The 25,591-nt window shown below is 63.5% G+C and carries 28 protein-coding genes; 15 read left to right on the forward strand and 13 right to left on the reverse strand.

Features of this window, described 5'->3' with window-relative positions; all coding sequences use genetic code 11:
• Positions 1-34: 34 nt before the first annotated feature.
• Positions 35-502: a MarR family winged helix-turn-helix transcriptional regulator gene (locus HCR76_RS00460; RefSeq protein WP_166985960.1), complete on the reverse strand. Its 468-nt coding sequence runs from the start codon at positions 500-502 to the stop codon at positions 35-37.
• Positions 503-606: 104 nt separating this feature from the next.
• Between HCR76_RS00460 and HCR76_RS00465 the strand changes: the two genes are divergently transcribed.
• On the forward strand, positions 607-1,485 hold the full coding sequence (locus HCR76_RS00465) for an alpha/beta fold hydrolase (RefSeq protein ID WP_166985957.1): 879 nt from the start codon (positions 607-609) through the stop codon (positions 1,483-1,485).
• Positions 1,486-1,545: 60 nt separating this feature from the next.
• On the opposite strand, the gene HCR76_RS00470 is transcribed toward HCR76_RS00465, so the two are convergent.
• Positions 1,546-2,364 (reverse strand): alpha/beta fold hydrolase, encoded by an 819-nt coding sequence (locus tag HCR76_RS00470; protein ID WP_166985954.1) that lies wholly within the window; start codon positions 2,362-2,364, stop codon positions 1,546-1,548.
• Positions 2,365-2,473: 109 nt separating this feature from the next.
• On the opposite strand from HCR76_RS00470, the gene HCR76_RS00475 reads away from it, so the two are divergent.
• Positions 2,474-3,190: a winged helix-turn-helix transcriptional regulator gene (locus HCR76_RS00475; protein WP_166985951.1), complete on the forward strand. Its 717-nt coding sequence runs from the start codon at positions 2,474-2,476 to the stop codon at positions 3,188-3,190.
• 53 nt (positions 3,191-3,243) lie between these two features.
• Here HCR76_RS00475 and HCR76_RS00480 read toward each other — a convergent pair whose 3' ends face one another.
• On the reverse strand, positions 3,244-3,735 hold the full coding sequence (locus HCR76_RS00480) for an FBP domain-containing protein (protein WP_166985948.1): 492 nt from the start codon (positions 3,733-3,735) through the stop codon (positions 3,244-3,246).
• Positions 3,736-4,091: 356 nt separating this feature from the next.
• Between HCR76_RS00480 and HCR76_RS00485 the strand changes: the two genes are divergently transcribed.
• From HCR76_RS00485 to HCR76_RS00500, 4 genes are read left to right on the forward strand one after another with little or no spacing between them, the layout of a single operon-like run.
• Positions 4,092-4,910, forward strand: a complete 819-nt coding sequence (locus HCR76_RS00485; RefSeq protein ID WP_198248106.1) for an ABC transporter ATP-binding protein — start codon at positions 4,092-4,094, stop codon at positions 4,908-4,910.
• A gap of 59 nt (positions 4,911-4,969) precedes the next feature.
• Positions 4,970-6,007 carry an ABC transporter substrate-binding protein gene (locus HCR76_RS00490; RefSeq protein ID WP_166985945.1) on the forward strand — a complete coding sequence of 346 codons (1,038 nt, stop codon included), beginning with the start codon at positions 4,970-4,972 and terminating at the stop codon, positions 6,005-6,007.
• Between the two features lie 6 nt (positions 6,008-6,013).
• Entirely contained in the window at positions 6,014-8,122 is a 2,109-nt protein-coding gene (locus HCR76_RS00495; RefSeq protein WP_166985942.1) for an iron ABC transporter permease, read from the forward strand.
• A gap of 52 nt (positions 8,123-8,174) precedes the next feature.
• Complete coding sequence (locus HCR76_RS00500; RefSeq protein WP_166985939.1) at positions 8,175-8,570, forward strand: hypothetical protein; 396 nt, start codon at positions 8,175-8,177, stop codon at positions 8,568-8,570.
• Between the two features lie 250 nt (positions 8,571-8,820).
• On the opposite strand, the gene HCR76_RS00505 is transcribed toward HCR76_RS00500, so the two are convergent.
• Positions 8,821-9,225 (reverse strand): type II toxin-antitoxin system VapC family toxin, encoded by a 405-nt coding sequence (locus HCR76_RS00505; RefSeq protein WP_166985937.1) that lies wholly within the window; start codon positions 9,223-9,225, stop codon positions 8,821-8,823.
• Positions 9,225-9,485, reverse strand: a complete 261-nt coding sequence (locus HCR76_RS00510; protein WP_166985934.1) for a type II toxin-antitoxin system Phd/YefM family antitoxin — start codon at positions 9,483-9,485, stop codon at positions 9,225-9,227. The genes HCR76_RS00505 and HCR76_RS00510 overlap by 1 nt, the downstream gene beginning before the upstream one ends.
• 260 nt (positions 9,486-9,745) lie before the next feature.
• Between HCR76_RS00510 and HCR76_RS00515 the strand changes: the two genes are divergently transcribed.
• Positions 9,746-13,291, forward strand: a complete 3,546-nt coding sequence (locus HCR76_RS00515) for a proline dehydrogenase family protein (RefSeq protein ID WP_166985932.1) — start codon at positions 9,746-9,748, stop codon at positions 13,289-13,291.
• A gap of 22 nt (positions 13,292-13,313) precedes the next feature.
• Here the strand turns inward: HCR76_RS00515 and HCR76_RS00520 are convergent, their stop codons facing one another.
• The 3 genes from HCR76_RS00520 to HCR76_RS00530 are packed head-to-tail and all read right to left on the reverse strand — an operon-like array spanning position 13,314 to position 15,079.
• The gene (locus HCR76_RS00520) at positions 13,314-13,889 is read right to left on the reverse strand and encodes a hypothetical protein (protein WP_166985929.1); all 576 of its coding nucleotides are present in this window, start codon (positions 13,887-13,889) and stop codon (positions 13,314-13,316) included.
• 32 nt (positions 13,890-13,921) lie between these two features.
• Positions 13,922-14,554 carry a formyltransferase family protein gene (locus HCR76_RS00525; RefSeq protein WP_166985926.1) on the reverse strand — a complete coding sequence of 211 codons (633 nt, stop codon included), beginning with the start codon at positions 14,552-14,554 and terminating at the stop codon, positions 13,922-13,924.
• Between the two features lie 57 nt (positions 14,555-14,611).
• Positions 14,612-15,079 carry a GNAT family N-acetyltransferase gene (locus HCR76_RS00530; protein WP_166985924.1) on the reverse strand — a complete coding sequence of 156 codons (468 nt, stop codon included), beginning with the start codon at positions 15,077-15,079 and terminating at the stop codon, positions 14,612-14,614.
• Positions 15,080-15,400: 321 nt separating this feature from the next.
• Between HCR76_RS00530 and HCR76_RS17485 the strand changes: the two genes are divergently transcribed.
• From HCR76_RS17485 to HCR76_RS17600, 4 genes are all read left to right on the forward strand, one after another.
• Positions 15,401-15,568, forward strand: coding sequence for a hypothetical protein (locus HCR76_RS17485; protein WP_244971440.1), 168 nt, complete (start codon positions 15,401-15,403; stop codon positions 15,566-15,568).
• 7 nt (positions 15,569-15,575) lie between these two features.
• Entirely contained in the window at positions 15,576-15,800 is a 225-nt protein-coding gene (locus HCR76_RS17490; protein ID WP_244971441.1) for an alpha/beta fold hydrolase, read from the forward strand.
• Between the two features lie 335 nt (positions 15,801-16,135).
• Complete coding sequence (locus HCR76_RS00540; RefSeq protein ID WP_166985921.1) at positions 16,136-16,816, forward strand: hypothetical protein; 681 nt, start codon at positions 16,136-16,138, stop codon at positions 16,814-16,816.
• A 28-nt stretch (positions 16,817-16,844) separates the two neighbouring features.
• Positions 16,845-16,967, forward strand: a complete 123-nt coding sequence (locus HCR76_RS17600; RefSeq protein ID WP_280529491.1) for a hypothetical protein — start codon at positions 16,845-16,847, stop codon at positions 16,965-16,967.
• A gap of 6 nt (positions 16,968-16,973) precedes the next feature.
• Here HCR76_RS17600 and HCR76_RS00545 read toward each other — a convergent pair whose 3' ends face one another.
• The 5 genes from HCR76_RS00545 to HCR76_RS00565 form a co-directional block, all read right to left on the reverse strand.
• Positions 16,974-18,215, reverse strand: a complete 1,242-nt coding sequence (locus tag HCR76_RS00545; protein ID WP_166985919.1) for an RNA polymerase sigma factor — start codon at positions 18,213-18,215, stop codon at positions 16,974-16,976.
• Between the two features lie 29 nt (positions 18,216-18,244).
• The gene (locus tag HCR76_RS00550) at positions 18,245-18,682 is read right to left on the reverse strand and encodes a YciI family protein (protein WP_166985917.1); all 438 of its coding nucleotides are present in this window, start codon (positions 18,680-18,682) and stop codon (positions 18,245-18,247) included.
• 217 nt (positions 18,683-18,899) lie between these two features.
• Positions 18,900-19,439: a DinB family protein gene (locus HCR76_RS00555; protein ID WP_166985914.1), complete on the reverse strand. Its 540-nt coding sequence runs from the start codon at positions 19,437-19,439 to the stop codon at positions 18,900-18,902.
• Between the two features lie 198 nt (positions 19,440-19,637).
• Positions 19,638-20,864, reverse strand: a complete 1,227-nt coding sequence (locus HCR76_RS00560; RefSeq protein WP_166985912.1) for an MFS transporter — start codon at positions 20,862-20,864, stop codon at positions 19,638-19,640.
• Positions 20,865-21,064: 200 nt separating this feature from the next.
• Positions 21,065-22,261, reverse strand: coding sequence for an MFS transporter (locus HCR76_RS00565; protein ID WP_166985909.1), 1,197 nt, complete (start codon positions 22,259-22,261; stop codon positions 21,065-21,067).
• Between the two features lie 38 nt (positions 22,262-22,299).
• On the opposite strand from HCR76_RS00565, the gene HCR76_RS00570 reads away from it, so the two are divergent.
• From HCR76_RS00570 to HCR76_RS00585, 4 genes are all read left to right on the forward strand, one after another.
• Positions 22,300-22,857 (forward strand): hypothetical protein, encoded by a 558-nt coding sequence (locus tag HCR76_RS00570; protein WP_166985907.1) that lies wholly within the window; start codon positions 22,300-22,302, stop codon positions 22,855-22,857.
• Positions 22,858-23,080: 223 nt separating this feature from the next.
• Positions 23,081-23,674: a diaminobutyrate acetyltransferase gene (ectA, locus tag HCR76_RS00575; protein WP_166985904.1), complete on the forward strand. Its 594-nt coding sequence runs from the start codon at positions 23,081-23,083 to the stop codon at positions 23,672-23,674.
• 116 nt (positions 23,675-23,790) lie between these two features.
• Positions 23,791-25,107, forward strand: coding sequence for a diaminobutyrate--2-oxoglutarate transaminase (gene ectB, locus HCR76_RS00580; protein ID WP_166988077.1), 1,317 nt, complete (start codon positions 23,791-23,793; stop codon positions 25,105-25,107).
• On the forward strand, positions 25,104-25,505 hold the full coding sequence (locus HCR76_RS00585; protein ID WP_166985902.1) for an ectoine synthase: 402 nt from the start codon (positions 25,104-25,106) through the stop codon (positions 25,503-25,505). The genes ectB and HCR76_RS00585 overlap by 4 nt, the downstream gene beginning before the upstream one ends.
• Positions 25,506-25,591: the final 86 nt, after the last annotated feature.

Here is a 25,591-nt window from a genome sequence, read left to right on the forward strand (position 1 = left end):
GCGCAGCCACCTGTCGCGCCGGAGTGCGTGTCGGCTACGCGGGCGGAACGTCCTTCGTCATGTCGTCGACGGTCGTGTTCTCGGCACCGAGCAGGCGCACAAGAGCGCTCTGCAGATCGGTGATGCGGTCGCTACCGACGAGCGCTTCCCACTCCGAGCGGAGTTCGTCGAACACCGCTTCGCCCTCGCTCATGAGCGAATTCCCGCGATCGGTCACGGTCAATCGTGCGCGTCTGCGATCTCGGGGATCGGGAGTGCGACGGACGTAGCCGCTCTCTTCCAGAAACGCTACGGTCTTGGCCGCGGCCTGTTTGGAAACCGATGTGCGTCGTCCCACCTCTGAGACGGACCCGGCACCCGCAGCAATGGCACGCAATGCGAAATCATGTGCGGGCCTCACGCCGGCGTGCCCTCGCTCGGCAAGTCGATCCGTAGCTGTATCTGCCATAAACCGAAAACCGCCGAGCAGCAGAAGAGCGAGATCAGCACCACCTCGAGACATGCATCCATCGTAGCGAGGGAAATAAATCGACAACCTCGTTGTTTACTTTCATGAAAGATGACAACCTAGTTGTCGTATTGAATGCGCTCTCGAAGGAGAAAATCATGAATTCTGACAAGGCATCCATCGCCGGTGTTCGACACGCAACGGCAGCCGTGAACGGCTCGCATCTGCACTACGTCACGGCCGGCGACGAGGGCACCCCGGTGCTACTCATTCACGGATTCCCCGAAACATGGTGGGCATTTCGCGCGCTCATCCCGCTTCTTGCGGCCACACACCGTGTTTTCGCTGTGGATCTACGAGGCTTCGGCGACTCAGATGTCGCAAACGACAGCTATTCGAGCGCGGTCGCCGCTGCCGATCTTCACGCCCTGATCGAGCATCTGTCTGTCGGTCCGATGCATGTCGTCGGGCAAGACCTCAGCGGCAGTACGGTGTTCCGGCTTGCCGCCACTCACCCCGAGAATGTCTCGAGTCTCACGGCAATCGAGGCGGGGCTTGCCGGCTTCGGCGCTGAGGGACTGGCAGACGTCACACACGGGGGTGCCTGGTATATCGGTGCCCTTGCGGCTCCCGGCATTGCCAGTCTGCTCTTCGAGCAGCACGCCGAAGCCTTTATCGGGGAGTATCTCTACCCTTTCTACGGAGCTGCCGAAGCGGCGGTGACCTCCGATGACGCCGCAGAGTATGCCCGCAGTTATGGGCGCCCAGGCGGATTTTCTGGCGCGGCGGGCCTGTATCGCGGAATGCTCACCGAGGGCGACGAGCTGCGTACGCTCGCGCAGCACGCGCCGCTGCCGATGCCCGTGACGGCGATTGGCTCAGCTGGCGGTAGCTTTACGCATGGAGCGTTCAACAGCGTCGCCACAGGAGACGTTGCCTCCGTTCGGTTTGATGACGTCGGCCACTACGTCGCGCAACAGGCTCCGCACATGCTCGCCAAGGCCCTCGTCACGGCCTTCGCCGCGAGTGCCCCGTGACGCGTGACGTTATCTCCCGCTGACCTCCGGGTAGCGCGTGCCGACGCAGGTGGTCGGCGCTCAGCGTGATGGGGCCGCACCAACGGTGTCATCGATGACGAAAGCACGGATGCTTTCCGCCAGTGTGGCGTCATCGACCCCGTGCCACTCGCCGGGCAAGACAGCGCGCTGCGCGTGAGGAAGCGTGGCTTCCAATTCGCGGGCCCAGACGTGCATCTCGGGAACCGTCGCATCCGAGGCGATCAGCAGCGTTGGTTGGCTCACCGAGGCGAACCTCGTCGCCGGGGTGCCAGGGAGGAACGTGAGCTCGTGCAGCAGCGAGGGGGCGTCCTTGAGAACGGCCTCTGGGGCGGGGAGCATGTCGGCGAGGATGTCTTCGGGCACCCCGACCACGTCGGTTTGGAACCATCGATGGAGCTCGTCGTTTCCGGCAGCGAGCCGTCGTTCGCCTTCGGCCCTGAACTCGTGGTCGGGATCCGGTTCATCATAAAGCGGCGGTTCCAGCAGAGTGAGGCGCTCGATCGGGGCCCCTGCTTCAGCGGCAATGAGCGCGAGGGTAGCCCCTGACGAAAAGCCGTAGACGGCGGCGGGGCCGCTCGCTAGGCCGATGATCGCCGTGAGGTCTTCCACCTCGCGCTGCACGTCGTAGCTCGGGGCATTGCCGCTCTCGCCTTTGCCTCTGCGGTCATAGCTCCACACGGTGAAGTGCGTCGCGAGAGCATCGACGAGCGTGGGCTGGGGTGTCGTCTCCCGCGATACGCCCACACAGTGCACCATCACGAGGTCGGGCCCGGAGCCGAGTCTGCTCCAGGCGATGGGAGTGCCATCGGCCGAGTCGATGACACCGTGAGCGTGGTCAGAATCACGTGCTTGAGTCATTGAGCTTCCTTGCTTGTGAGCGGATCGGCAGTGATAGGCGAGGCCGTTGCCTTCTGCAGCTATGTTTATCATAGTTCGCACTTCGTTGTACATAGTGAAATGATGGAGTATGCCAACATCACGCACCTATGCGTCTCACGGAGATGCGTGTGCCACCTCGCACGCGATGGAACTGCTGGGAGATCGATGGACCTACCCTGTGCTGCGAGAACTGATGTTGTCGCCCAAGCGCTTCGCCGAGCTTCAGGGGGCAGTGCACGGCATCACTCCAGCTGTTCTGACGGCTAGGCTTCGGCACCTCGAAGCATCCGGACTGGTCAACCGTGAGACGTTGCCCGCACCGGCGAGTGCAACGGTGTATGAACTGACCGACTGGGCTAAAGAGCTGCAGCCTCTCTTCGAGCCACTGGGGCGATGGGCGCTGAGGTCACCGGTGCGCGACGTCTCCGGGTGCGGGCTCACGCCCGACGCGATCATCCAGTCCATGCTCACGATGGCGCCGAAGATTGCCATGGACCCGTCGCTGAACATCGAGCTCCGCCTTGTCGATGCGCGCACCCCCCGAGTGAGCGAGCCGTACGTTTACCGGCTTCACTGGGGGCGAGATCTCTCGATCGAGCGTGGCAACTCGAGTCAGGCGCAAGCCACGGTGTCGGGGGACTCGTCTGACCTGGCCAACGTGCTTTATCAGAACGCCGAGCTGCGCGGCATGGACATCGTCGGGAACCGGGCAGCACTCGAGCGGCTCATCACCGCGTTCGACGGAGTCATTGACGACGCGATGTCGCACGCCGAGACATCCTCGCACTCGGCATCGACGACCTGACACGCGAGGCGGGTACCGGAAAAGCGTTCCGGCGCCCGCCCGCAGGACTCTCGTCAGCTGCCGTCGCGCACCGACGTCACGAATCGCGTGACATTGCTGCGCAGAGCCTCAATGCGTTGAAGACGCGCGCCCTCGACGTCGAACCCCACGTACGCAGTTCGCGGCAGCCGGCGCACGTTCGCGTTGCACTCGAAGTTGGCGCACGACAGCGTTCCGATGGTGTCGCCCTTTCGCCCGGCGTCACCGGCGCGCTTCGCGACGAAGAATACGACGTCGTTGGGAAGGTGCACGTCTTCGCACCACGAACATTGCGGGCGGCTGAGCGTTCGTCCCTCGGCCAGTCGCAGCATGATGCCGATCGGTTCGTCGTCGATTAGCGCGACGACATAGCCAAGTTTGGGGAATTTGCGGTCGCGCCAGCCGAGAAAGTCGAGCGAATCCCAGTCGAGTGAGTCGACGTTCTCGGGCAGCGTCAGCGCCGTGCGTTCACGCTTTGACGCATTAATGAATGATGAGCGAATCTGCTTTTCCGTGATCGAGTGCATAAAAGAGCCCTACTGTGTATTGACGACGCCGACGGGCGCTCGCCTGTTTATCTGTCAATGGTGTACCCGGATGCCGCGGCAATCAGCCGCGCCCGGCGCGCTGTGCGTCGACGGGCCCAGTGTCACAACGTGCAGTGTCAACATCTGCACTGCCAGCATTACGCGATGGCAGTAAACACACTGGTGCCCCGACGCGAGGGCAGCACTATCTCGAACCGGCGGACAGAACGCCGGCAACCTCCAAACGCCCGACGGGCGGAGTGAACGAGAAACTTAACACGCGCCCGAGTATACGCCCCCGCGCGACACAGATTTCCCCTCGCGCTGGATAAAGGTTTAGGTTAGGCTCAGCTAACGTGGAAGCGATTGAACTTGCAGCCGAGCATCTCGAGCTGAGCTACGAGCGTGAGGCCGTTGTGCACGACGTGTCTCTGGAAATCACGCCGGGAGCCGTCACTGCGTTGATCGGCCCGAATGGCAGCGGTAAATCCACTGTGCTCCGTTCGATGGCACGGCTGCACCCGGTGACGTCAGGCACCGTGCGGCTCCGGGTGGGAGACGATCAGAGCGAAGTCCGCGCCGTGAGCGCACGAGAGTTCGCCCGTCGGGTCACGCTGCTTTCCCAATCGCGGCCTCATCCGTCTGGCCTCAGCGTGCGGGATGTCGTCGCCTACGGCCGTCACCCCCATCGTCGCCGCTTCGCCGCCCTGACCGAGGCCGATGGCGCCGCGATCGACAAAGCACTGCTGCTGACAGGCACCGAGCGCATGGCCGATCGCGCCGTTGATCAACTGTCCGGTGGCGAACTGCAGCGCGTCTGGCTTGCCACCTGTCTCGCGCAAGACACCGGTGTTCTGCTTCTTGACGAACCGACGAACCACCTCGATCTTCGCTACCAGGTCGAGATTCTCGACCTCATGCGTGAGCTCGCCGACGACCACGGCACCGCAGTGGGCGTGGTGCTGCACGATCTCAACCACGCTGCAGCGGTCGCCGACCACGTTGTGCTGCTGAGCGCGGGGCGCGTGCGTGCCACAGGCTCGCCTGCAGAGGTGTTCGGCGCCGGAGTGCTCTCTGAGGTGTACGGCATTCCGATCGTGTCGCGCCTCGATGACGATTCGGGGCTCATGCGCGTCGAGTCGCTGCCCCGTCGCTGCCTGGCTCGCGCGCTTTAAGTCACGCTGCCGCCGCAGCATCCGCCCCACACCCCTCCCATTTCACGGAAAGTAGATCCATGCCACGGCGAATCACCACAGCATCCGTCACCACCTTTGCGGCTCTCACCGCCCTCGCGCTCACCGGCTGCGGCACGACGACGGTCGAAGCGGACGGCGCCGACGCCGCACAGGATCCGGTCTCACAGTCGTGTGACAACGACACGACAGAAACGACGACGGATGCTGTGTCGCTGACCGACGATCTCGGTCGCACTGTTGAGCTCGACAAACCGGCTGAGCGCGTTGCCGTTCTCGAGTGGCAGCAGACCGAAGATTTGCTGAGCCTGTGCGTGACGCCCGTTGCTGTGGCCGATGCCGAGGGCTACTCCACGTGGGACACTGCCGAAGCCTTGCCCAAGGGTGTTGCCGACGTCGGCACGCGGCAAGAGCCCAACCTCGACGCCATCTTCGGCGCCGATCCCGACCTGGTGATCGTTGAGGTGTCGTCGCCGGATGACGAGATCGTCTCGCAGCTTGAGGCATACGACGTGCCGGTGCTTGCGACGGTGGGGGCGGATGCTGCTGACCCCATCCAGCACATGAAAGACACATTCTCGCTCATCGCAGATGCGACGGGCCGTAGTGAGCGCGCCGCCGCCGTGCTTGACGACTTCGACACGGCGCTCGCCGACGCGAAGGCCGCGGTCGGCGACGCCGACCTGGCGACGACGGACTTCGTCTACTTCGACGGTTGGGTTCAGGGTGGCAACGTCGCCATCAGACCGTTCGGCCAGGGTTCGCTCTTTGGCGAGCTGGGTGAGAAGCTCGGACTCACAAACGTCTGGGAGGGCGAGGTCGACCCGACCTACGGGCTCGGTCAGACCGACGTCGAGGGTCTCGTCGAGGTGGGCGACGCACTGATGTTCTACACCGGAACGGACGACGCCGAGTCAGACAGCATCGTCGATCTGCTCGCGGACAACGAGATCTGGACGTCGCTTCCCTCTGTTGAGAACGGCGACACCTATGCGTTCCCCGCGGGCATTTGGACATTTGGCGGACCGCGTTCTGCTGAGCAGGCAATCGACGCCTACGTCGAGCTGCTCACGGCATAGGCCCCCGTGCAGCGCACCGACACAGCACCGTCCGCCGCGCAGTCGCCGGGCAGTGCACGGCGTGCGGGTGCTCTGGCCCGCGGGTTCAGCGCCGCAGGAGCCCTCGTCGGCCTCGCTGTGCTCGTTGCGCTCGCCGCAGTGTGGCACATGACGCAGGGAACGTCTGCCGTCGGCTTTGCCGACATGATCCGGATGCTTTCGGGCGGCGTCGCCGACAGCAGCGTGAGCACAGCGGACGTGCTGCTCGGGTCTCGCCTGCCGCGCGTCGCAGCGGGCATCCTCGTGGGAATCGCCCTCGGAGTTGCCGGTGCGCTTTTCCAGTCGCTTGCGCGCAACGCGCTTGCCTCACCGGACACGCTCGCGGTCACGGCCGGGTCATACTTCGCGGTCACCGCCGTCGCCGCGTTCGGCATCGCCGTTCCGTTGTGGGCCTCCGGCGGCGTCGCCTTCGTCGGCGGTCTGCTCGCGGCGGCACTCGTGATGAGCCTCGCCGGCGGCGCCGGGGCATCGACAACTCGGCTCATCCTGGCCGGAACCGCCACAGCACTTGCCGTTCAGGCCGGCACGTCGACGTTGCTCATTCTCTTTGCCGAAGAGACGACGAGCCTGTTCGCGTGGGGCAGCGGGTCGCTCAGCCAACTCGGCCTCGATAACGCCGGGCGCTGCGCACCGGTCATCATTGTGGCAACGGGTCTCGCGATGCTGCTGGCGAGACGACTCGACCTGCTGGGGCTCGGCGACGACGCTGCCTCTGTGCTCGGCGTGCCGATTCGCACGACTCGGTCCGTCGGCATCCTGATCGCCGTCGTACTCACGGCCACCGCCGTCACACTCGCGGGCCCGATCGGTTTTGTCGGCCTATGTGCTCCCGTTGTGACACGGCTTATTGCCCGGGTCGTCCCTGTTCTGCACAGGCACGTCGTCATGATTCCCGCGTCCGGGCTCGTGGGCGCGCTCATTGTGATCGTCTCGGATGCTGTTTTGCGCGCGATCATCGGGGCGGATGCCGCAATCGCGGTGCCGACCGGAGTGACGACGACGCTGCTCGGCGCACTTGTGCTCGTGCTCCTAGCCCGGCGTGCCCGCGACTCCGGGCCGACGCGACAGCCCCGTGCAGCTCGCACAATCGTGCACGGATCTCGTCGAACCGCGGTCATTGCCATTACGCTCGCAGTGCTCGTCGTTGTCGCCGTCGTCCTCGCGCTGCTGGCGGGCGAACGGTGGCTGCTGACCGGCGACATCGCGCTCTGGCTGCAGAACAACGCGGCTCCCGTGATCGCCCACGCGCTCGATGGGCGCGCACCGCGGGTGACTGCAGCCCTTCTCGCAGGAGCGGCACTCGCGCTCGCCGGAACGTTCGTGCAGGCGAGCGCTCGCAACCCCCTCGCCGAGCCCGGCATTCTCGGCATCACGGGCGGTGCGGGGCTGGGCGCTGTCATCATCGTGACGTTGGTCTCGGGCGGCGGCGGCGTCGTCATGACGGCTGCGGCTATCGGCGGGGCCCTGCTGGCGTTCGCCCTCGTCTACACGCTCTCGTGGCGCGGTGGCATGAACACCGATCGGCTCGTGCTCATCGGAATCGGGCTCTGGTACGGATTCACCGCCCTCACCACGTTCATCCTGGTGCGCGCGAACCCGTGGGATACGCCGGCGATCTTCACGTGGCTGTCGGGTTCGACGTATGGGCGGGGCTGGGCAGAGGTTCTCCCGGTGGGCATTGCTCTTGTCGCTGCAATTCCGCTTGCCGTTGTGTGGCGGCGCGAACTCGACCTGCTCTCACTCGACGACGACACGCCACGCCTTGTCGGCGTCGCGCGGGAGCGTGTGCGATTCGGGGTGCTCATCACAGCTGCCGTGCTTGCTGCGCTGAGCGTGTCAGCGGTCGGCGTCGTCGGATTCGTCGGCCTCGTCGCACCGCATGCGGCTCGAGCCCTTGTGGGCAGCCGCCATGCGCGTGTTGCCCCTGTCGCCATGATGCTTGGCGCGCTGCTTCTCGTGGTGGCGGATGCGCTCGGGCGCACGATCATCGCGCCAGCGCAGATCCCCGCGGGACTCATTGTGGCGATCATCGGTGCGCCGTACTTCGTGTACCTCCTCGCGCGCTCGCGTGCGTGAGCGGCATCCGGGCGATCGTCCAGGCTGCGGGTCTTGATAGCGTCAGTGAACTATGGAGCGCACACGAACGCGTCGCCGCGGGCTGGTCACCGTATTGATGATTGTGGTGTGCGCACTACTACTTGTCTATGTGGGACGGGTCTTCTGGCTGTACGCGGGTGCCACCGAAGGGGATGTTCCCTCATCCTCTTCGATTCCGCTCCCTGGCGGCAGCCAAGTCGTCAACGTGATCACCGACTGCGGGTCGGGCGGATGCTGGTCGCTCATCGAAGTGCGCCCGCCGGACGGTTCGACGCCAGAGGATCTCGCTCGTGAGCTCGGAGCAGATCCTCAAGCGAAGATCGCCGGCAACCTGATTGATCCTCGAACCATCTGGTTGTGGGCGGAGCCGAAGGGCGACCTCCTCAGCATCCGGGCCGACTACTGGTCGTCAGAATGGGTCCCCTGAGCCTCGAGGTGCGTCGGGGGACCCAGCGCTCAAGTGCAGCGAATTGGGCGGGGCACAAAATCAAGTGACTCCAACTCTCGATCGAGATATGCTGATCGGTGAAGTCCCCGGCGTACGCCTCTGTCTAACTAGAATCGGCAAGCAGTCGGGGTTTTTCTTTGCCGAACCTGCTTCACCACTTCCAAGGTTGGAGTTAGATCGGCACCGAAGACCTTGTGCCGCTACAGCGTTCGAACGCCGAGCCGAATCGTCAGACGCGAATCACAGTAACGCCATGAGCGCCCTCAAGTGGATCGAAGTCGTCGTCTTGCGTCACGATGGGAACCCCGTTGGCGGCCGCTGTCGCCGCGATCCAGAGGTCATTGACGTTGACGCGGCGGCCGCTCTCGGCGAGATGTACTCTCAGGCGCGCCCAATGAGCTGCAACTTCGGCATCAATCGCGAGCAATTCGATGTCCATCGTGGACTCTAGCGTGGACAGCCGTCGCGCGCGAACGTCGACGTCGGCGATACTCAGCACACCGGCCTGCAACTCAGCGATCGTCACCGGACAGATAACACTCTGGTCTGGCAGCATCTCGGCATTCATTGGTCGACCTGACTCAAGGGCTATGAACACGCTCGTGTCGAGAAGGCCTTTCGCAGCAGGACGCATCAGCGGATCGGGCCGAGGTCGTCAGTGGTCTCGCCAGCCAACAACGCCAAATCTTCGCGAAGTCCAGAATCGGCCTGCGTTCGGCTCAGGCGCCGTGTGAGGTCTGCGCGTGAAATTGGCCTTCGACGCGCCGAACGCACCGGTGTGAGCTCTGCGACTGGACGACCGCGGGAGGTGATTGTCACGGGCTCACCTGCTTCTACTCGTCGCAGGACTTCGGCGGTGCTATTCCGGAGTTCTCGTGCTGCTATCTCAGCCATGCTACAAGTGTAGCATTTATGTAGCCGTTTACTGGGGTGTGCGGCGCTATCTGCACGCTCACGTGCTTCAGAAGCGTCCGTAATATTCTGCAGGTTTGCTTCAGAATATGAGTGAAAAAACATCGCTTTACTTCATGCTTGCGCGGGGCGAGACTGGCAGTCTGACGTCCGTAATCACCTGCGAGCATCGCCGCTCGCACGCTCGTGAAAGGCACATCGTGAGCTCCTCAAAAACTTCCGCATCGCACGAAGCGCAGGCCATGGCTCGCCCTCAAGATCTCGCCGACGAAGCGATCGCGCTTGTTCATCGGTGGTTGAAAGAGGCAGAGGAGATTCCCAAGGATGCCGCAGGCGAGAGGCTCGCCGGAGTGCTCAGTGACCCCAACGGCCTGGCGTTCACTGTCGGCTTCGTCGACGGCGTCATTCGTCCGGAAGATCGGCGTGCCGCTGCGAAAAAGCTCAGCGAGCTGACGCCGCTCACTCCGCAGTTTCTTCCGGCGGCGCTGCGCGGAGCGATCGGCCTCGGTGGCGTCTTTGCCAAGCCGCTGCCCGACATCGTCGTTCCCATTGCGCGTCGGGTGCTGCGCGAGATGGTCAGCCACCTCATCATCGACGCGACCGATTCAAAACTCGGCCCGGCCATCGCGAAGATTAAGAAACACGACGTCGGTCTCAACATCAATCTCTTGGGCGAGGCGATTCTCGGCGAACACGAGGCCGAGAGGCGCATCGCGGGCACAAAGGAGCTGCTCGCGCGACCCGACGTCAACTACGTATCGATCAAGGTGTCGTCCACCGTCGCGCCGCACAACCACTGGGCCTTCGACGAGGCCGTCGAGCGCATTCAGAATCACCTTTCTCCGCTACTCGAGCAGGCAAAGGCCGCGAGTCCTCAGAAATTCATCAACTTCGACATGGAGGAGTACAAAGACCTCGACCTCACCCTTGCCGTCTTCACGGGAATGCTCGACCGCCCCGAGTTTAAGCAGCTCGAAGCCGGAATCGTGCTGCAGGCATACCTACCGGATGCCCTTGACGCGATGATGCATCTGCAGGACTGGTCAGCGCGCCGCGTCGCCGACGGCGGAGCACCGATCAAGGTGCGCGTCGTGAAGGGCGCGAACCTGCCGATGGAGCACGTCGACGCAGCAATCCACGGCTGGCCGGCAGCCATCTGGGACTCGAAGCAGGGCTCAGACACCAGCTACAAGGCGGTGCTTGACTACGCGCTGCACGCCGACCGCGTGAAGAACGTGCACATCGGCGTTGCCGGTCACAACCTCTTCGACGTTGCGCTTGCCTGGCTGCTGGCGAAGAAGCGCGGCGCTGAGCAGGGCGTCGAGTTCGAGATGCTCCTCGGCATGGCCACGGGCCAAGCGGAGGTTGTGAAGCGCGACGTCGGATCGCTTCTGCTCTACACGCCGGTCGTGCATCCTCAGGAGTTCGATGTCGCCATCTCGTATCTGATTCGCCGACTCGAAGAAGGCGCAAGCCACGAGAACTTCATGTCTGCCGTCTTCGAGCTCAACGAAAGCGAGACGCTGTTCGAACGCGAGAAGCAGCGTTTCCTCGCCTCGCTCGCCGACCTTGAGGCAATCACCGGTGACGGCAACGTCGAATCATTCGATGTGCCGAAGCCCAATCGCCAGCAGGACCGCCGCTCGTACGACGCCGAGGGTGCCGAGACACGCATCGAGGCGCGTATCGCAGCCGGTCGGAAGGGCGAGTTCGACAACACTCCAGACACCGACCCCGACCTCGTCGGAAACCGCACGTGGGGGCGCGCGATTGCGAACCGCATGGTGGAGTCGACACTGGGAACGGATGCCGTTGAGGCGTCGCGCATCGGCGACGAAGCCGCGCTCAACGACGCGATCGAGCGCGGAGTTTCGGCGGCCGACGCCTGGCAGGAACTGGGGGCAGACGAGCGCGCGCGCATCCTCTACCGCGCGGCCGAGAAGCTCGAAGAACACAGGGCGGACCTTCTCGAGGTCGCCGGATCCGAGGCGGGTAAAACCCTCGACCAGGGCGACCCCGAGGTTTCGGAAGCAATTGACTTCGCCAACTACTATGCGATGCTCGGTCAGCAGCTGGAACAGGTGGATGGCGCGACCCACACGTCGAAGAAGCTCGTCGCCGTGATTCCGCCGTGGAACTTTCCGATTGCGATTCCCGCGGGCGGCACACTTGCGGCTCTCGCCTCCGGTGCATCCGTCATCATCAAGCCCGCGTCCAACTCCGCCCGAACTGGCGCGGTGATGGTGGAGGCGCTGTGGGAGGCGGGTGTTCCCCGCGATGTCTTGCAGCTCGCGCAGTTTACCGACCGTGAGCTGGGTTCGAAGCTCGTTGCAGACGAGCGCGTCGACCGGCTGATCCTGACCGGTTCGTACGAGACGGCAGAGACCTTCCGCGCGCTGCGACAGGATCTGCCGATCCTTGCCGAGACCAGCGGCAAGAACGCGATCATCGTTACACCGAACGCCGACCTCGACCTTGCAGCGAAAGACGTCGCGCAATCGGCCTTCGGGCACGCAGGGCAGAAGTGCTCCGCGGCATCCCTCGTGATTCTCGTCGGCTCTGTCGCGAAATCACGCCGATTCCGCAGCCAGCTGATCGATGCCGTGCAGTCCCTCACGGTCGGTACTCCCGAGCACCTCGACACGCAGATGGGACCCGTGATCACGGCGCCGTCCGGCAAGCTGCTGCGCGGGCTCACAACGCTCGGCCCCGGCGAGAGCTGGGCGATCAAGCCCGAGCCGCTCGCAAGCGACAGCCCTCTCGCTCTCGACAAGAACGGCGAGAACAAGCTGTGGAGCCCCGGGGTGCGTGACGGCGTGCGCCGCGGTTCCGAGTACCACCTCACGGAGTATTTCGGGCCGATCCTCGGCATCATGACCGCTGACACGCTCGACGAGGCGATCGATATCGTGAATGACATCGAGTACGGACTCACGACCGGGCTGCACTCGCTCGACAGCGACGAGCTCGCGACGTGGCTCGACCGCATCCAGGCAGGCAACCTCTACGCAAACCGGGGGATCACGGGAGCGATCGTGCGACGCCAGTCGTTCGGCGGCTGGAAGAAGTCCGCGATCGGCGCCGGCACCAAGGCAGGCGGCCCCAACTACCTACATGGCCTTGTTGACTGGTCGGATGCCGCGCCCGCGGACTCGTCGCATTCACCCCGTGTGCCGGCAGCCGCCCTGCTCGGTGCAGCGGAGCGTTCCGGAGTCACCGGTGACGACCTCAACTGGCTGACGGCGGCGCTCGGCACTGACGCGACAGCGTGGGCGAACGAGTTCGGCATCGCGCGCGACGCCTCTCAGCTCGGAGTCGAACGCAATATGCTGCGCTACTGCCCCGTCAACGTGACGATCCGCGTCGCCGCTGACGCCCCGCTGCACCACGTTGTGCGCGCGGTTGCGGCGGGTCTCGCCGCTGAGGCGACTCCGACGGTGAGCACCCCGATCGCGCTTCCCGAGCGGATCATGAATGCGATGCGCGCCAGCGGCGTGACCATCAACTTCGAAGACAATGCGGCGTGGCAGAAGCGCGTCGCCGACCTCGCTGCGAAGCAGGGACCCTCGGCAAGCGAGCGCATTCGCATCGTGGCCGGAGCATCACGTGAGTCAGAGGTAGCCGCCGTCTATGCCGCATCGAAGGGTAAGCCCGACGTCGCGGTCTACGGCGGTGAGGTCGTGTCGGCCGGCCGCGTCGAGATGCTTCCGCATCTGCACGAGCAGGCTGTGTCGATCACGGCGCACCGCTTCGGAACCCCGAACACGCTCTCAGACGGCGTTATCTAGATCCCGTTCCGGGGCGGTTCGCTCACGGTTCCACGTGCGACCTGATGTATACCCACACCGTGCCTTCGTCGTCATGACCGAAACTGATAATCGTGCCTGAACGTTGATCATCTTTGTCGGCAAAGCTGCGGTCCCGGGTGAGGTCGCGTGATTCGAAATACTCCCGTTCGTCGTCTGACAGGCAGGTTGTTGAGGGGTACAGGCACTGTGCGTATCCAGAACCTAGCTCGACGTCCGTGTCAGGCGGGAGCGTCACGAGTGCGGACATGCCGGTGCTGAAGAAGTCCTCCGAGGAGGCCGACTCGACAATCGTCGACCCTTCTGGCAACTGCAGGTTGGCCTTTTCCTCAATCCACGCCTCGGATCGAGACACGCACCACGTGGGCCACAGTACGAAGCATCGCCCCGAGTCGAACGGTGGAAAGGTCACGAATCGGAAGACGAAGCCTCCGCCCCACACGAGAATCACGATGGCAAGCACGGCACCACCCACGAGGGACAAACGAGCGGGAAGTGAACGCCGCCTTCTGTGGGGCTCTTCAGGCAAAGGCAGTCCCAGCTCGGACGCGCTGACAATCTCGTAACGTCGACGTGTCATCGGCGCTCATCCAAGATCACGGAACTCCCCCTCTAGGTTTCGTTCAACTGATGCCCGGGCGCTCTTGCCGCCGGAAGGATCTTTCCGGTGGTCGCCCAGTCACTCAGCCAATCGACGAGCAGCTTCTTCTCAGCGAGCTGGACTCTCCCGCGCAATGACGAAACATCATCGCTTGCGAGAACGTGGACAGGTACCTGCGCCAGAACCGGTCCCGCGTCATATTCTTCGGTCACAAGATGAACGGTCGCACCTGTAGTTGGTGCCCTGTCGTGTAGAACGGCTTCATGGACACGGTCGCCGTACATACCGGTTGAGCCGTAGGCGGGCAGCAGTGCCGGATGCGTGTTGACGATCCGATGCTCATACGCACGAAGAACGCGGGGGCCGATCTTCTTCATGTATCCGGCCAGCACGATCAGATCGACCTGTGCTTCACTCAACGCGTCGAGCATCGAAGAGTCCCGGAGGACAGGATCGGGATGGGTAACACCGCTGAGATGGACGTTTTGGATACCGTGCCGAGCCGCGACGTCGAAGATGCCTGATTTGCTGTTGTTGCCGATGATGATCGCTACTTCGGCTTCGATCGCTGTTGCGGTCGCGACAGCATCGGCAGTGGTGCCAGACCCTGAGCCGATCAGAGCCAGGCGTTTAATCGAGGGCATGAACACAGTCTAGATTTGCTCAGAATCATCGGTCGGGCTGAGACCTGGCAAAGACATTCAGAGAAGTCTTCGCTCGAAGACCACGTTGAGTGGCGCGAAGCCTTCTGACTCGAAGAACGTGTGAGCGTCGTGGTTGAAGGACCACGAATCGAGTCTCACAGCATCAACGTTCTCTGCGCGCCCGATAGTGACTGCAGCGTCCATTAGCTGCTTACCGATGCCCCGCCGCTGCATGGCAGGGTCAACCGCGATGTGGTGCACGTACAGGCTCTTGGACGCATGGCGGAACGGATTCGCGGGCCGCGCACTGATTTCTGCGAGTAGGTAGCCGGCGGCCGTGCCGTCGAGGTCCGCGATGAGGACTATCGCTCCGCTTGCCAGCTGATCGGCGAGGAACGTGCGCAGTGCCTCGCGATCAGGCGCTCTGAAAAGGTCGGGTCTTCCTTCCGCGTGCAGCTGTTGGATTCCAACGCTGAGGGCACTCAACCGATCGAGGTCTGACTCTGCTGCTCTTCGAACCGACATGACCGAAGCCTATCTACTAAGCACAGCCCGTCGGTCGGTCACTGATCGAGCCATTGCCTGCCGAAAACGATTGTTTACGGCAGGTGTCCGATGCGCTCGCGCAACTGGATGTTGCTCCAGCGTTACGCCTCCAGAGTCTCGATACGAGAGCGGTCACGACTCGCTGTCGCTACGATTATCAGATGCACACTGTGCGCGAGCCTTTTCGTCGGGGGATGCTCGCCAGGCCGCACGGCACGCAAGTATATTGGGAAATGTCAGGAAACCCGACCGTTACCTGGTTGTCGGACTCGATCAGCGAGGTTGTGGACGCAGCACACCGTGGCGATCGACGACCTCGACAACATCGATGAAAACAACACCGCTGCGGTTATCGCCGACATCGAGGCGCTGCGCGAGCATCTAGGAATCTCAGCGTGGCGGCCCGGGCAACTTCACGAAGATCCGCGAGCGCGGGAGAACTTCGCTCACCCACTATTGGGCCCATGACTGCTTCTTGACAGGCGACGATCGCATCCTCGAGTGCGCAAGTCAGCTCACGGGCATCCAGGGATACCTCATTCACGGACGACGGGACGTGAATTCTCCGTCCGTCACGCCGTGGCGACTGCACAAGACATGGCCGGGAAGCCGGCTACAGATCGTGGAGTCCGAAGGACACGGCGGAAAAATCGCCAAGCAGCTGGCTACCGAGGCAATCGAGTCGGCATTAGCGCGCTGACACACGGTGGCTCTGCCGAGTGCCGCGAAGAGAATCGAGAGCCTCGAAGTAGACATCCGCTCCTCGGCCGAAAACTCCTGCCGTATAACGATTGTGACGAGCGTTTGTGGCGGTCGTCCAGTGCGCTATGCAAGGACCGGGCTAGAAACGGTCCATTTCGAGGCTATTTAGGCATGTTTTGGGCCTAGATGAATGAGTCCTATTAGCGTTTGACTGCGTGGAGGCTGTTAAACCCTGTTTGTGAAGACAGATTTGAACACCCTCCTGACCACACTTTAGGTAGCCTGCTTGACTAGTACGCACCAGCCGACAGGATGAGCGAGAAGGGGGCAGTGATGCCACGCTCCGCGAGCACCGTGGGAGCCGTTGTGGCTCTCCTCAGCCTCATTGCCGTTACGGGATGCGGCGCTGGTTCTGCTGAACGCGCGGACGGAGCCGCATCTGCAGAGTCTGGCGCGCCAGTGGAAACGCCGACACCGACGCCCACGATCGAACCGGTCGAGACCATTGCCACAACGCCAATCTCTGTCGAGGATTATCTCAGTCTCACCGAGGAGCGCAGTGCCGACGGCGGAGTCAAACTCGAAGGCGTGCAAGACGATTATCGTGCGCTCGCAGCGGTATTTCCTCTTGCTCTGCCGAACGTGTACGCGTTCCCGGTTGAATCACGCGCCGCCAATAACCTCGATGACGAAAAGAAGGTACAGTTCAGTGCCACGTATGGCGAGAACGAAGTCTTCCACTTCTGGCTCGACTCAACGGCGACTGCTGCCTACGCCTCGCATCTTCGTGGCGACAGCACGGCAGCGAACCGGTACCTCGATGCCATCGAGGACGGATACGCAACACCTATCCGTCGCCACACCATCGAAGATCCCGAAAATGGATACATCGCAGATGTCGTCGACTCCGCGCGCCGAGGAATCTTCGGGCAGATGATTCTTCAGAACGTCAACCCGTTCCTCGAGATTGAACAGTACGAGGCGGTCGCAGCACAGGCGGGCGACGTCTTCTAGCCCCGCAGGTGGCGCGCCTAACGCAGTATTGAGCGACCTCGCACTGTACGGAGGCCGCGTCGAGATGCTGCCGCACCTGCGCGAGCAGGCGGTTTCGATCACCGCGCACCGGTTCGGAACGCCGAGCACACTGTCGGACGTCGCCATCTAGCGCGAGTCAGTTGAGGCGCTGCGCCTTGCCGCGCAGCACTTCGGCCTCGCGCTCGTTGCCCGTGAGTGCGGCGGCGGACTCGAACTCCGCCCGCGCCTCGTCGTGCCTGCCCAGCTGAGCGAGCAGCTCTCCGCGTACGCTCGGCAGCAGATGTGTGCCCGCAAGGGAGCCTGCCGCAGCAAGATCGTCGACGATCTGCAAAGCTGACGCCGGCCCTGTCGCCATCGAAACGGCGACTGCGCGATTGAGATCGACGATCGGGTTGGGTGCGAGGCGCCCGAGCGCTTCGTAGAGCACGACGACGCGATCCCAATCGGTGTCGTCGATGCTTGGCGCACGAGAATGGCACTCGGCGATCGCAGCTTGGAGCGCGTAGGCACCGCGCCCTCGACCGAGCGCATCAGCGCGCTTAAGAGCATCGCTGCCGCGGCGAATCTGCGCGTGATCCCACCGCGCCCGGTCTTGGTCGGCAAGTAAGACCGGCTGCCCGGCAGCATCCGTTCTGCTGGCGAATCGCGAGGACTGAAATTCCATGAGCGCGACAAGGGCGAACACCTCGGGCTCGCGAGGCATGAGCCCAGCCAGGGTGCGGCCGAGCCGTAGAGCCTCGCGGGCGAGATCACGGCGCATCCACGTGTCGCCGGTTGTTGCGGCGTAGCCCTCGGTGAAGATCAGGTAGACAACGCTCAGCACTCCGGCGAGCCGCTCCCGCAGCTCGGTGGGTTCGGGCGATTCGAACGGCACGTGCGCCTCGGCGAGCGTGCGCTTCGCCCGAGTGATTCGCGCCTGCACCGTCGCGACGGGGGCGAGCAGCATCCGCCCGATCTCCGTCGTGGTGAGCCCGGCAACAATGCGCAGCGTGAGTGCAACCTGCGATTCGCGCGAGAGCACCGGGTGGCAGGCGATGAACACCAGCCGCAGCACGTCGTCGTCGACTGCCTCCAGCGCGTCGGCAGGGTTATCCGGATGCTGGTCGTCGAGCTCTTGCGCCATTGCGGCGTACCGCTCGGCCAACCGGGCATCGCGCCGCCAGGAGTCGATCGCGCGGCGCTTGGCGACAGCGGTCAACCACGCCGCCGGGTTGCGTGGCACACCAGCATCCGGCCATGTCGCGAGCGCCTCGAGTGTCGCATCGCTCACCAGGTCTTCGGCGCGCCCGACGTCACCCGTGAATCGGGCGAGCGCCGCAATGATGCGTGCTCCCTCGATTCGCCAGGTGACGTCGAGCGTGCTCTGAGTGCTGGTCATCAGCCATCCCGGTTTTCGTCGGTCGGCCGCTATGACTGGGCTGCGCGCTCCTCCTGCTCCTTGCGCCAGCCCTTCTCTTTCTCGATGTACTCGTTGCCGGCGAAGTCGTCGAAGTCGCTCTCGTCGGTGACACGGCGCACTTCGAGCTTGCTTCCGCGGCCGAGCGGGGCACGGCGCGCCCACTCCACGGCTTCGTCTTTGCTCGCAACCTCGATGATCCAGAACCCGTTGAAGAGCTCGTGCGTTTCGCCGTAGGGGCCGTCGGTGACGATCGGGGTCTCAGAGTTGAAGTCGACGACGAAACCTTCGGAGGCGTCGCTGAGTCCTTCTCCGGCGAGCAGCACGCCAGCTTTCATCATCGATTCGTTATAGCGCCCCATGGCGTTGATGACCTCTTCGAAGTTTGTCTCCTCGTACTCGTGGATCGCTGCGTCGCTCGTGTTGCGCATGATCAGCATGTATTTCACGGTTTTCTCCTTCATTGTGAGGGTGCCGTTTGCTCCCTCTTACTATGACGTCGAACGGCAACCGTGTAAATCGACATCCTGCACGAAATTGTTGAGCGCTACGGACAACGTGCAGCGGCGTGCCCATGCACAATGTCCGCATCTACCTGTGTTGTCGGGCTGTGAGGGTGGCGCTGCCGACGTGGCGTGGACGTTGAGGCCCGGCCAAAATGAAACGCTACTCGCCGATTTCGCCGTCGATTGACTCGCGCAGCAGATCGGCGTGGCCGTTGTGGCGCGCGTATTCCTCGATCAGATGCACGAGGATCCAGCGCAGTGACACGTGCGAACCGTCGCGCAGTGCGCCCACGGCGGGCGTGTCGAGACCGTCGCGCTCGAGCGCCGTCGCCACGCACGCACGCGAGTGTGTGACAGCATCCGCCCACAACCGACGCAGGCGCTCGGGACTGTCATCGGCGGCCGAATGCCACTCCCAGTCCATATCGGTGTCCCAGTCGACGTCGGCCCACTCGTCCGCCGGGTCTCTGCCGAGAAGTCGTTCCGAGAACCAGGAGTCCTCGTTGAGGGCGAGGTGCTTCATCATGCCGCCGAGAGTCATCGACGACGATGCTGTCGTGGCGTTCAGCCCCGCGGAGTTGAGCCCGGCGCACTTCCACTCGAACGTGGCGCGCTGATACTCGAGGAAGCCCACAAGTGTGTCGAGTTCTGTCGCGGCGATCGGCGGTTCCGGGCGCCCCTGGTCATCGATGACGGTCATTCGTCGAGTGTACGCGGTCACCGACGGTTGAATCGCGTCGCCGCGCGCCGTCGTCCTGCATGGCGCGCGTCGTCGCCCTGGCAACCGCCAAAGAGGGCGGCCCCGCGCGTCGAGAACCTCGCCACTTTTGGCGGTTGGTCGATGGCCGTGGCGAGATGCCAGTTGCGGAGGTTTGCTGGCAGCACAGCACAGCACAGCTCAGCGCACCGAGCGGATGCGGTACACCGTGATGCCGCCCGCGACGATGATCACCGCCGTCACCGCGTAGAGCTCCGTGTACCCGGCGACGCCCAGCACCAGCCACCCCACGACCGGCGCGATCGGCAGGTACTGCGCCGAGTTGATGATGCCGAGGTCGCGGGCACGTGACTCCGGGCGAGGCAGCACGTCGGTGATCAGCGCCTGGTCGACGGCGAGGAACGTGCCGAATCCGAAGCCGAGCAGTACAGCGGCGACCATGGCGCTCTCCCACGTGGGCACGAACGCGAGGCACAGCGCGGCGGCGGCCTGCAGTGCAGCCGACGCGGCGACGAAGTGGCGGCGCATCTGCCACCGATCAGACAGGATGCCGCTCAGCCACGATGCGGCAGCGCATGCTCCGAGGTACACGAAGATCAGCGTCGTGAGCGCTTCGTCTGGATCGGGCACGTGCAGCACATCGGCGAGGAAATATAGCAGGTACGTCGTGCCCGTGAGGTTGCCGGCGTTGATCAGCACACGCGAAAGCATCGCCCACGAGAAGTCCCTGTACCCGTGCAGATCGCTGCGGCGCAGCATCCGAAATCGTGCTCGTGGCAGCAGCGGCCCGGGCTCGGTGTCGCGCAGCATGACCAGAAACGGGATGCTCGATGCCAGCGCGAGTGCGGCGATGACGAACCAGCTCTGCGCCACGTCTGTGACGAGCATCGTGACTATGACCATTCCGCCCGCGAGCGCAATCACCTGAGGAACGCCCATCGCGGCGGAGGCACGACCGCGCTGCTCCCGCGGCACCTGGTCGGCGATCACCGCAGAAAGCGCGACGAGCACTGCCGCCTGCCCGAGCGAGACCACGGCGAGCAGCAATGCGGCCAGGGGCCAGGATGCTTGCGCGCCGACAAACGCGAACGGCACCGTTGCGGTGACGAAGCCGCCGAGAATCCAGGCGCGGCGCCGGCCGAAGCGCGTGCGTGTGCGGTCGCACGCCACGCCGATGAACGGAACAGACACCACGATCACGACGGACATCTCGGCGATCATGAACGAGCTCGACGCCACTTTGCCCATCGGGTCGAGAACGCTCGCGAGCTTGAGCACCATGAACTGCCCAGGCAGCACGATGAGCAGCCAGAAGCCGAACCAGGCGAGGGCGAACGCGAGGAGCCACCCGATGCTGACGCGTTTCGTCGGCTCGGAGAGCTGCGCGCTCGCGGCATCCGGAATCATGATCTACCCGGGCATTCGCTCATGCTGCACCATGTCGCTCACGAAGCGCAGGTTGGAATGTGCACGCGTGCGGTGTGGCGTTGGCCGGGGTGGTGTCGAGTGGCATTGGGCTCCAAGCTGACGTCGTTGTCTGCTGCCTCAAGTATCGCCCTCGGCCCCGGTTTGCAGAGCACGACAGGCCACACGCTGTGGGCGCGGGCTCAGAGCATGGAGCGGCGGGCGCGAGCCACGCGCAGCGCATCCGTCGACACGCTCAGCACAAGGCCGACGGCGAAGAGGGCGATCGCCGCAAGAGGCAGCGCGGTCAGGTCGAAGCCGTCGAGAATGAGGCTGCCGAGCAGGGCTCCGCCGCCGATGCCGATGTTGAACGCTGTCGTCTGCAGCGCGGCGGCGAGGTCGCGCAGCCGAAACGATGCTGTATGCAGCATCCGGGTCTGCATCATTGCCGGGATGCCGCCGAAGGTAACGCCCCACACCACGAACGCCGCTGTCACGACGATCTGACTTTCAGTGAACAGGGCAAGTACGGTGATCGCTGCCATGAGAGCGAGCACGGCGATGGCAAAGCCCCGCTTGGGGAAGCGGTCGGTGGTGAAGCCGGCGATCACGAGGCCAATAGCGCCGGCGCCGCCGAAGAGGAACAACAGAAAGGCGACGCTGTCTCCGGGGAAACCCGCAACGTTGATGAGCCAGGGAGCGATGTAGGTGTAGAAGGTGTTGTGCGCGGTAAGTACGAGCAGAATCACGATGCACACGATGATGACGCCGGGCAGGCTGCGGTCTCGGCGCGCGGGAATCGGAATCTCTCCCGTGCGCAGCGGCACCTTGTGTTGCACCGCGGGCAGAAACCTGATGACGACGAGGGCAAGCACCACCACGATGCCGCCGATGATCAGGAAGGCGGCGCGCCAACTCAGAACGTGACCGAGGGCTGTGCCGACGGGTACGCCGAGAACGAATGCGGCAGAGCCGCCGCCCGACGTAATGGCAACGGCACGTCCGAGCTGGTGCGGGGGAACGAGGTGGGCCGAGTACGCGGCGACGACGGCCCAGAACAGCCCGTGGGCGAGCCCGCCGAGTATGCGTGCCCCGACAAGTAGCTCGTAGCTGGGCGCGATGGCAGCGAGCACGTTGGCGAGGGCAATCACGAGCAGAACGAAGACCACGAGCGCCTTGCGCGACACGTTGCGTGTCAGAGCGGCGAGCGGCGTTGTCGCAATGACGACCGTTCCCGCGAACACGGTCACGAGAAGTCCGGCTGTCGACAGGCTGACATCGAGGTCGCGAGCCATGTCGGGCAGCAGGCCGGTCGGCAGAAACTCGCTGGTCACCGAGACGAATATGGCACCGGCGAGAGTGAGAAGGCCGACCCAGGGAAAGCGTGTTTCGTCGGGCACCCAGACAACACTAGAGCACCCATGCCTATCCTTGGCGCATGATGCGAGCTCTCGAACGCGACCCGTGGCTGCGCATGGGGGTATCCATCGGCGTGATACCTCTTTTTCTCCTGCTCGCTCACGTGTTGGCCGGCATCGTCTACCGGGCGATGTCTGTCGAACTCGCACTCGGCGACCGCATTGCGTCCGCCGTTATCTGGGCTGTGGCCGGCGCAGTTATTGTGGGCGGGTTCGCCTGGCTTGTGACCTGGCGCACCGGCGAGGGCAAGCCGATGCTGCAGTGGTGGATATCCCCGATCGTCGGCGTTGTCACCCTCGTCGAGTTGATTGTCGTCGTGCTGGCTCTTGTGATTCCGCACGGAGAACAGGATGCCGCCTGGGGCGCCCTCCTTCTCGAGCAGCTCGCGTCGCCGCGGTTCTGGGCTGTGTCACTGTGGCTGCCCTTCACCACCTGGATCTGCATCACGGCGACCGTTCGCATTCGCTGGTTTCGGCCGCGCCGCATGGTGCTGATCGGCATCGTGCCATACGTCGTTGCTGGCGTCGTGTTCGTGGGGCTTCTGAGCGGCGGCGTGTATGGGGGTGCAGAAGTTTGACAGACGAAACCGGGAGTTGCTGTCACGTTATGTCTCGGTTTGGTTACGATTGCGTTATCAGCTGGACACGTTCTGAATAGGGCGGTTTCAGAGGGGCCGCGATCCCTGAGATGCCAACGATTTCCGGGCCTTATCACGGGGGTTGAGGCTTATCTGTGGGCTCTCCGGGTATTGCGCAAACAGGTTGAAGGAGTGTCAGAGCCTCGGTAACCTCGGAAGCCATATGTCTGCGACTCAAGCCATTACGAATGTCCAAGTCGAGAGTGACTCCACGGAGCGCATTGTCGCTCCCGGACCCGAACACGCTGCCGAGATGTGGCGCATTGCGCGCGACTCGGTCACGCTCGATCTCAACCCCTCCTACGCATACCTCGTGTACTGCCGCGACTTCAGCAACACCAGCCGTGTTGCCGTCGTCGACGGCAAAGTCGTCGGGTACATCATGGGTCATTTGAGACCCGAGAAGCCGCACCACCTTTTCGTCTGGCAGGTCGCTGTCGACGAGAGCTACCGCGGGCGAGGACTCGCCGGCCGGATGCTTGATGAGCTGTTCGGTGGTGTCGCGGCATCCGATGACGTTCACACCGTCGAGACGACGATCACCGATGACAATGAGGCGTCGCAGAAGCTGTTCGCCTCGTTCGCCAGGCGCTGGCAGAAGGCGCCGATGACCGTTGACCCGCTGTTCGAGGAGGCGCATTTCCCCGACGGCCACGACGCCGAAAAGCTCTACGAGATTGGCCCGATCTTCTTTCTCGACGACGAGCTTCTCGCCGAGGTCGAGGAAAAGCGCGAACGCGCGGAATCTCTCGGCTAACCACAATCGACGAGGGCGACCACCGTTGCCCTCCGCCGCGTGCAGGATCACCCGTGACGCCTGCGTTCGATGTCAATACAAAGATTCACGGCATCCTCATGAAGGAAGGAATCGTGATGTCCCCCATTTCAGACGCCATCATCGCTCTTGAGTCAGAGGTCCGGAGCTATTCACGCTCGTGGCCCGCTGAGTTCGATCGCGCCGTCGGCAGCCACATGTACGACGTGGACGGCCGCGAGTATATCGACTTCTTCGCCGGAGCCGGAGCGCTTAACTACGGCCACAACAACCCGATCCTCAAGAAGGTGCTGATCGACTACATCAGCGACGACCGGGTGATGCACTCCCTCGACATGTTCACGACGTCGCGCCAGGAGTTCATCGAGACGTTCAATGACGTGATCTTGAAGCCGCGCGGCTACGATTACAAGCTCGCGTTCCCCGGGCCCGGCGGAACGCAGGCCACTGAGGCAGCACTTAAGCTCGCCCGCAAGTACACGGGCCGTGAGTCGGTAATCAGCTTCACGAACGGCTTCCACGGCATGACGCTCGGCGCCCTGTCCGTGACCGGAAACTCGCTCAAGCGCGGCGGCGCCGGCATTCCGCTCGTGCACGCCACCCCGATGCCGTACGACGATTACTTCGACGGCGACTACCCGGACTTCTTCTACCTTGAGCGTCTGCTCACCGACAGCGGCAGCGGGCTGAACAAGCCCGGCGCCGTCATCGTCGAGACGGTGCAGGGTGAAGGTGGCATCAACCCCGCCCGCTATGAGTGGCTGCAGAACCTCTCGAAGCTCTGCAAGAAGCACGACATTCTGCTGATCATCGATGATGTTCAGATGGGATGCGGTCGCACCGGCACCTTCTTCAGCTTTGAAGAGGCCGGTATCGAGCCCGACATGGTCTGCCTGTCGAAGTCGATCTCGGGCTACGGCATCCCCATGGCCCTCACACTGCTCAAGCCAGAGCTCGATGTGTGGGAGCCAGGCGAACACAACGGCACGTTCCGCGGAATCAGCGCTGGTTTCGCCACAGCCACCGCGGCGATCCGCGAGTACTGGTCAGACGACACATTCACAACGTCCATCAAAGACAAGGGTGAGACAGTCGCCAAGCGCTTCCAGTCGATCGTCGACGTGACGCCGGGCATCACCGTTGCCGCAAAGGGCCGTGGGCTCGCGCGCGGCATCGAGATGGCCAGCGGAGAGCTTGCGGACGCGGTTTGCGAGGAAGCCTTCAAGAACGGGCTTCTCGTCGAGACCGCTGGCCCGAGCGGCGAGGTCGTCAAGTTGCTTGCCGCCCTCACCATTCCCGAGGATGTCCTCAACGCCGGTCTCGACATTCTGGAGAGCGCAGTCGCGACTGTCGCCTCCGGAGAGCTGGCGGATTCAGCATCCACCATTCCGAACAACGAGGAGAGCTACGCATGATCGTTCGTAGTGTAGAAGACGTCGAGGGCACAGACTCCGACATCAAGAGCGAGAACTGGCGCAGCAAGCGCATCATTCTTGCCAAGGAGGGCGTGGGCTTCTCCGTTCACGAGACCACGCTGTACGCCGGAACCGAGAGCGAGTTCTGGTACGCCAACCACATCGAGGCAGTGTTCATCACGCAGGGTGAGGGCACCATCACCGATAAGGCAACGGGCGAGACCCACGAGCTGAAGCCGGGAACGGTGTACCTGCTGAACGACCACGACAAGCACATCGTGCGCCCGCGCACCGAGATCAAGTGCGTGTGCGTTTTCAACCCGCCGGTAACAGGCCGCGAGGTGCACGACGAGAACGGCGTGTACCCGCTCGTTATCGAAGAACCAGCGGGCGCGTAAAGCTCCCAATCACAACAGCCGAGTCAGCGAAAGCTGACCCGGCTGTTGTCGTTTGGGTGATCCATGCAAGAACGAACAAAACCGTT

The sequence above is a fragment of the Paramicrobacterium chengjingii genome, assembly GCF_011751765.2.
Classification (GTDB): domain Bacteria; phylum Actinomycetota; class Actinomycetes; order Actinomycetales; family Microbacteriaceae; genus Paramicrobacterium; species Paramicrobacterium chengjingii.

Coding starts and splice junctions, on each gene's coding strand:
- ectA (WP_166985904.1), top strand. CDS start 23,081: ATGTCTGCGACTCAAGCCATTACGAATGTCCAAGTCGAGAGTGACTCC.
- HCR76_RS00585 (WP_166985902.1), top strand. CDS start 25,104: ATGATCGTTCGTAGTGTAGAAGACGTCGAGGGCACAGACTCCGACATC.
- HCR76_RS00475 (WP_166985951.1), top strand. CDS start 2,474: ATGCCAACATCACGCACCTATGCGTCTCACGGAGATGCGTGTGCCACC.
- HCR76_RS00555 (WP_166985914.1), bottom strand. CDS start 19,439: ATGACCGTCATCGATGACCAGGGGCGCCCGGAACCGCCGATCGCCGCG.
- HCR76_RS00515 (WP_166985932.1), top strand. CDS start 9,746: ATGGCTCGCCCTCAAGATCTCGCCGACGAAGCGATCGCGCTTGTTCAT.
- HCR76_RS00505 (WP_166985937.1), bottom strand. CDS start 9,225: ATGCGTCCTGCTGCGAAAGGCCTTCTCGACACGAGCGTGTTCATAGCC.
- HCR76_RS00470 (WP_166985954.1), bottom strand. CDS start 2,364: ATGACTCAAGCACGTGATTCTGACCACGCTCACGGTGTCATCGACTCG.
- ectB (WP_166988077.1), top strand. CDS start 23,791: ATGTCCCCCATTTCAGACGCCATCATCGCTCTTGAGTCAGAGGTCCGG.
- HCR76_RS00570 (WP_166985907.1), top strand. CDS start 22,300: ATGATGCGAGCTCTCGAACGCGACCCGTGGCTGCGCATGGGGGTATCC.
- HCR76_RS00560 (WP_166985912.1), bottom strand. CDS start 20,864: ATGATTCCGGATGCCGCGAGCGCGCAGCTCTCCGAGCCGACGAAACGC.
- HCR76_RS00480 (WP_166985948.1), bottom strand. CDS start 3,735: ATGCACTCGATCACGGAAAAGCAGATTCGCTCATCATTCATTAATGCG.
- HCR76_RS00510 (WP_166985934.1), bottom strand. CDS start 9,485: ATGGCTGAGATAGCAGCACGAGAACTCCGGAATAGCACCGCCGAAGTC.
- HCR76_RS00540 (WP_166985921.1), top strand. CDS start 16,136: ATGCCACGCTCCGCGAGCACCGTGGGAGCCGTTGTGGCTCTCCTCAGC.
- HCR76_RS00545 (WP_166985919.1), bottom strand. CDS start 18,215: ATGACCAGCACTCAGAGCACGCTCGACGTCACCTGGCGAATCGAGGGA.
- HCR76_RS00525 (WP_166985926.1), bottom strand. CDS start 14,554: ATGCCCTCGATTAAACGCCTGGCTCTGATCGGCTCAGGGTCTGGCACC.
- HCR76_RS00530 (WP_166985924.1), bottom strand. CDS start 15,079: ATGTCGGTTCGAAGAGCAGCAGAGTCAGACCTCGATCGGTTGAGTGCC.
- HCR76_RS00520 (WP_166985929.1), bottom strand. CDS start 13,889: ATGACACGTCGACGTTACGAGATTGTCAGCGCGTCCGAGCTGGGACTG.
- HCR76_RS00465 (WP_166985957.1), top strand. CDS start 607: ATGAATTCTGACAAGGCATCCATCGCCGGTGTTCGACACGCAACGGCA.
- HCR76_RS00460 (WP_166985960.1), bottom strand. CDS start 502: ATGTCTCGAGGTGGTGCTGATCTCGCTCTTCTGCTGCTCGGCGGTTTT.
- HCR76_RS00490 (WP_166985945.1), top strand. CDS start 4,970: ATGCCACGGCGAATCACCACAGCATCCGTCACCACCTTTGCGGCTCTC.
- HCR76_RS00500 (WP_166985939.1), top strand. CDS start 8,175: ATGGAGCGCACACGAACGCGTCGCCGCGGGCTGGTCACCGTATTGATG.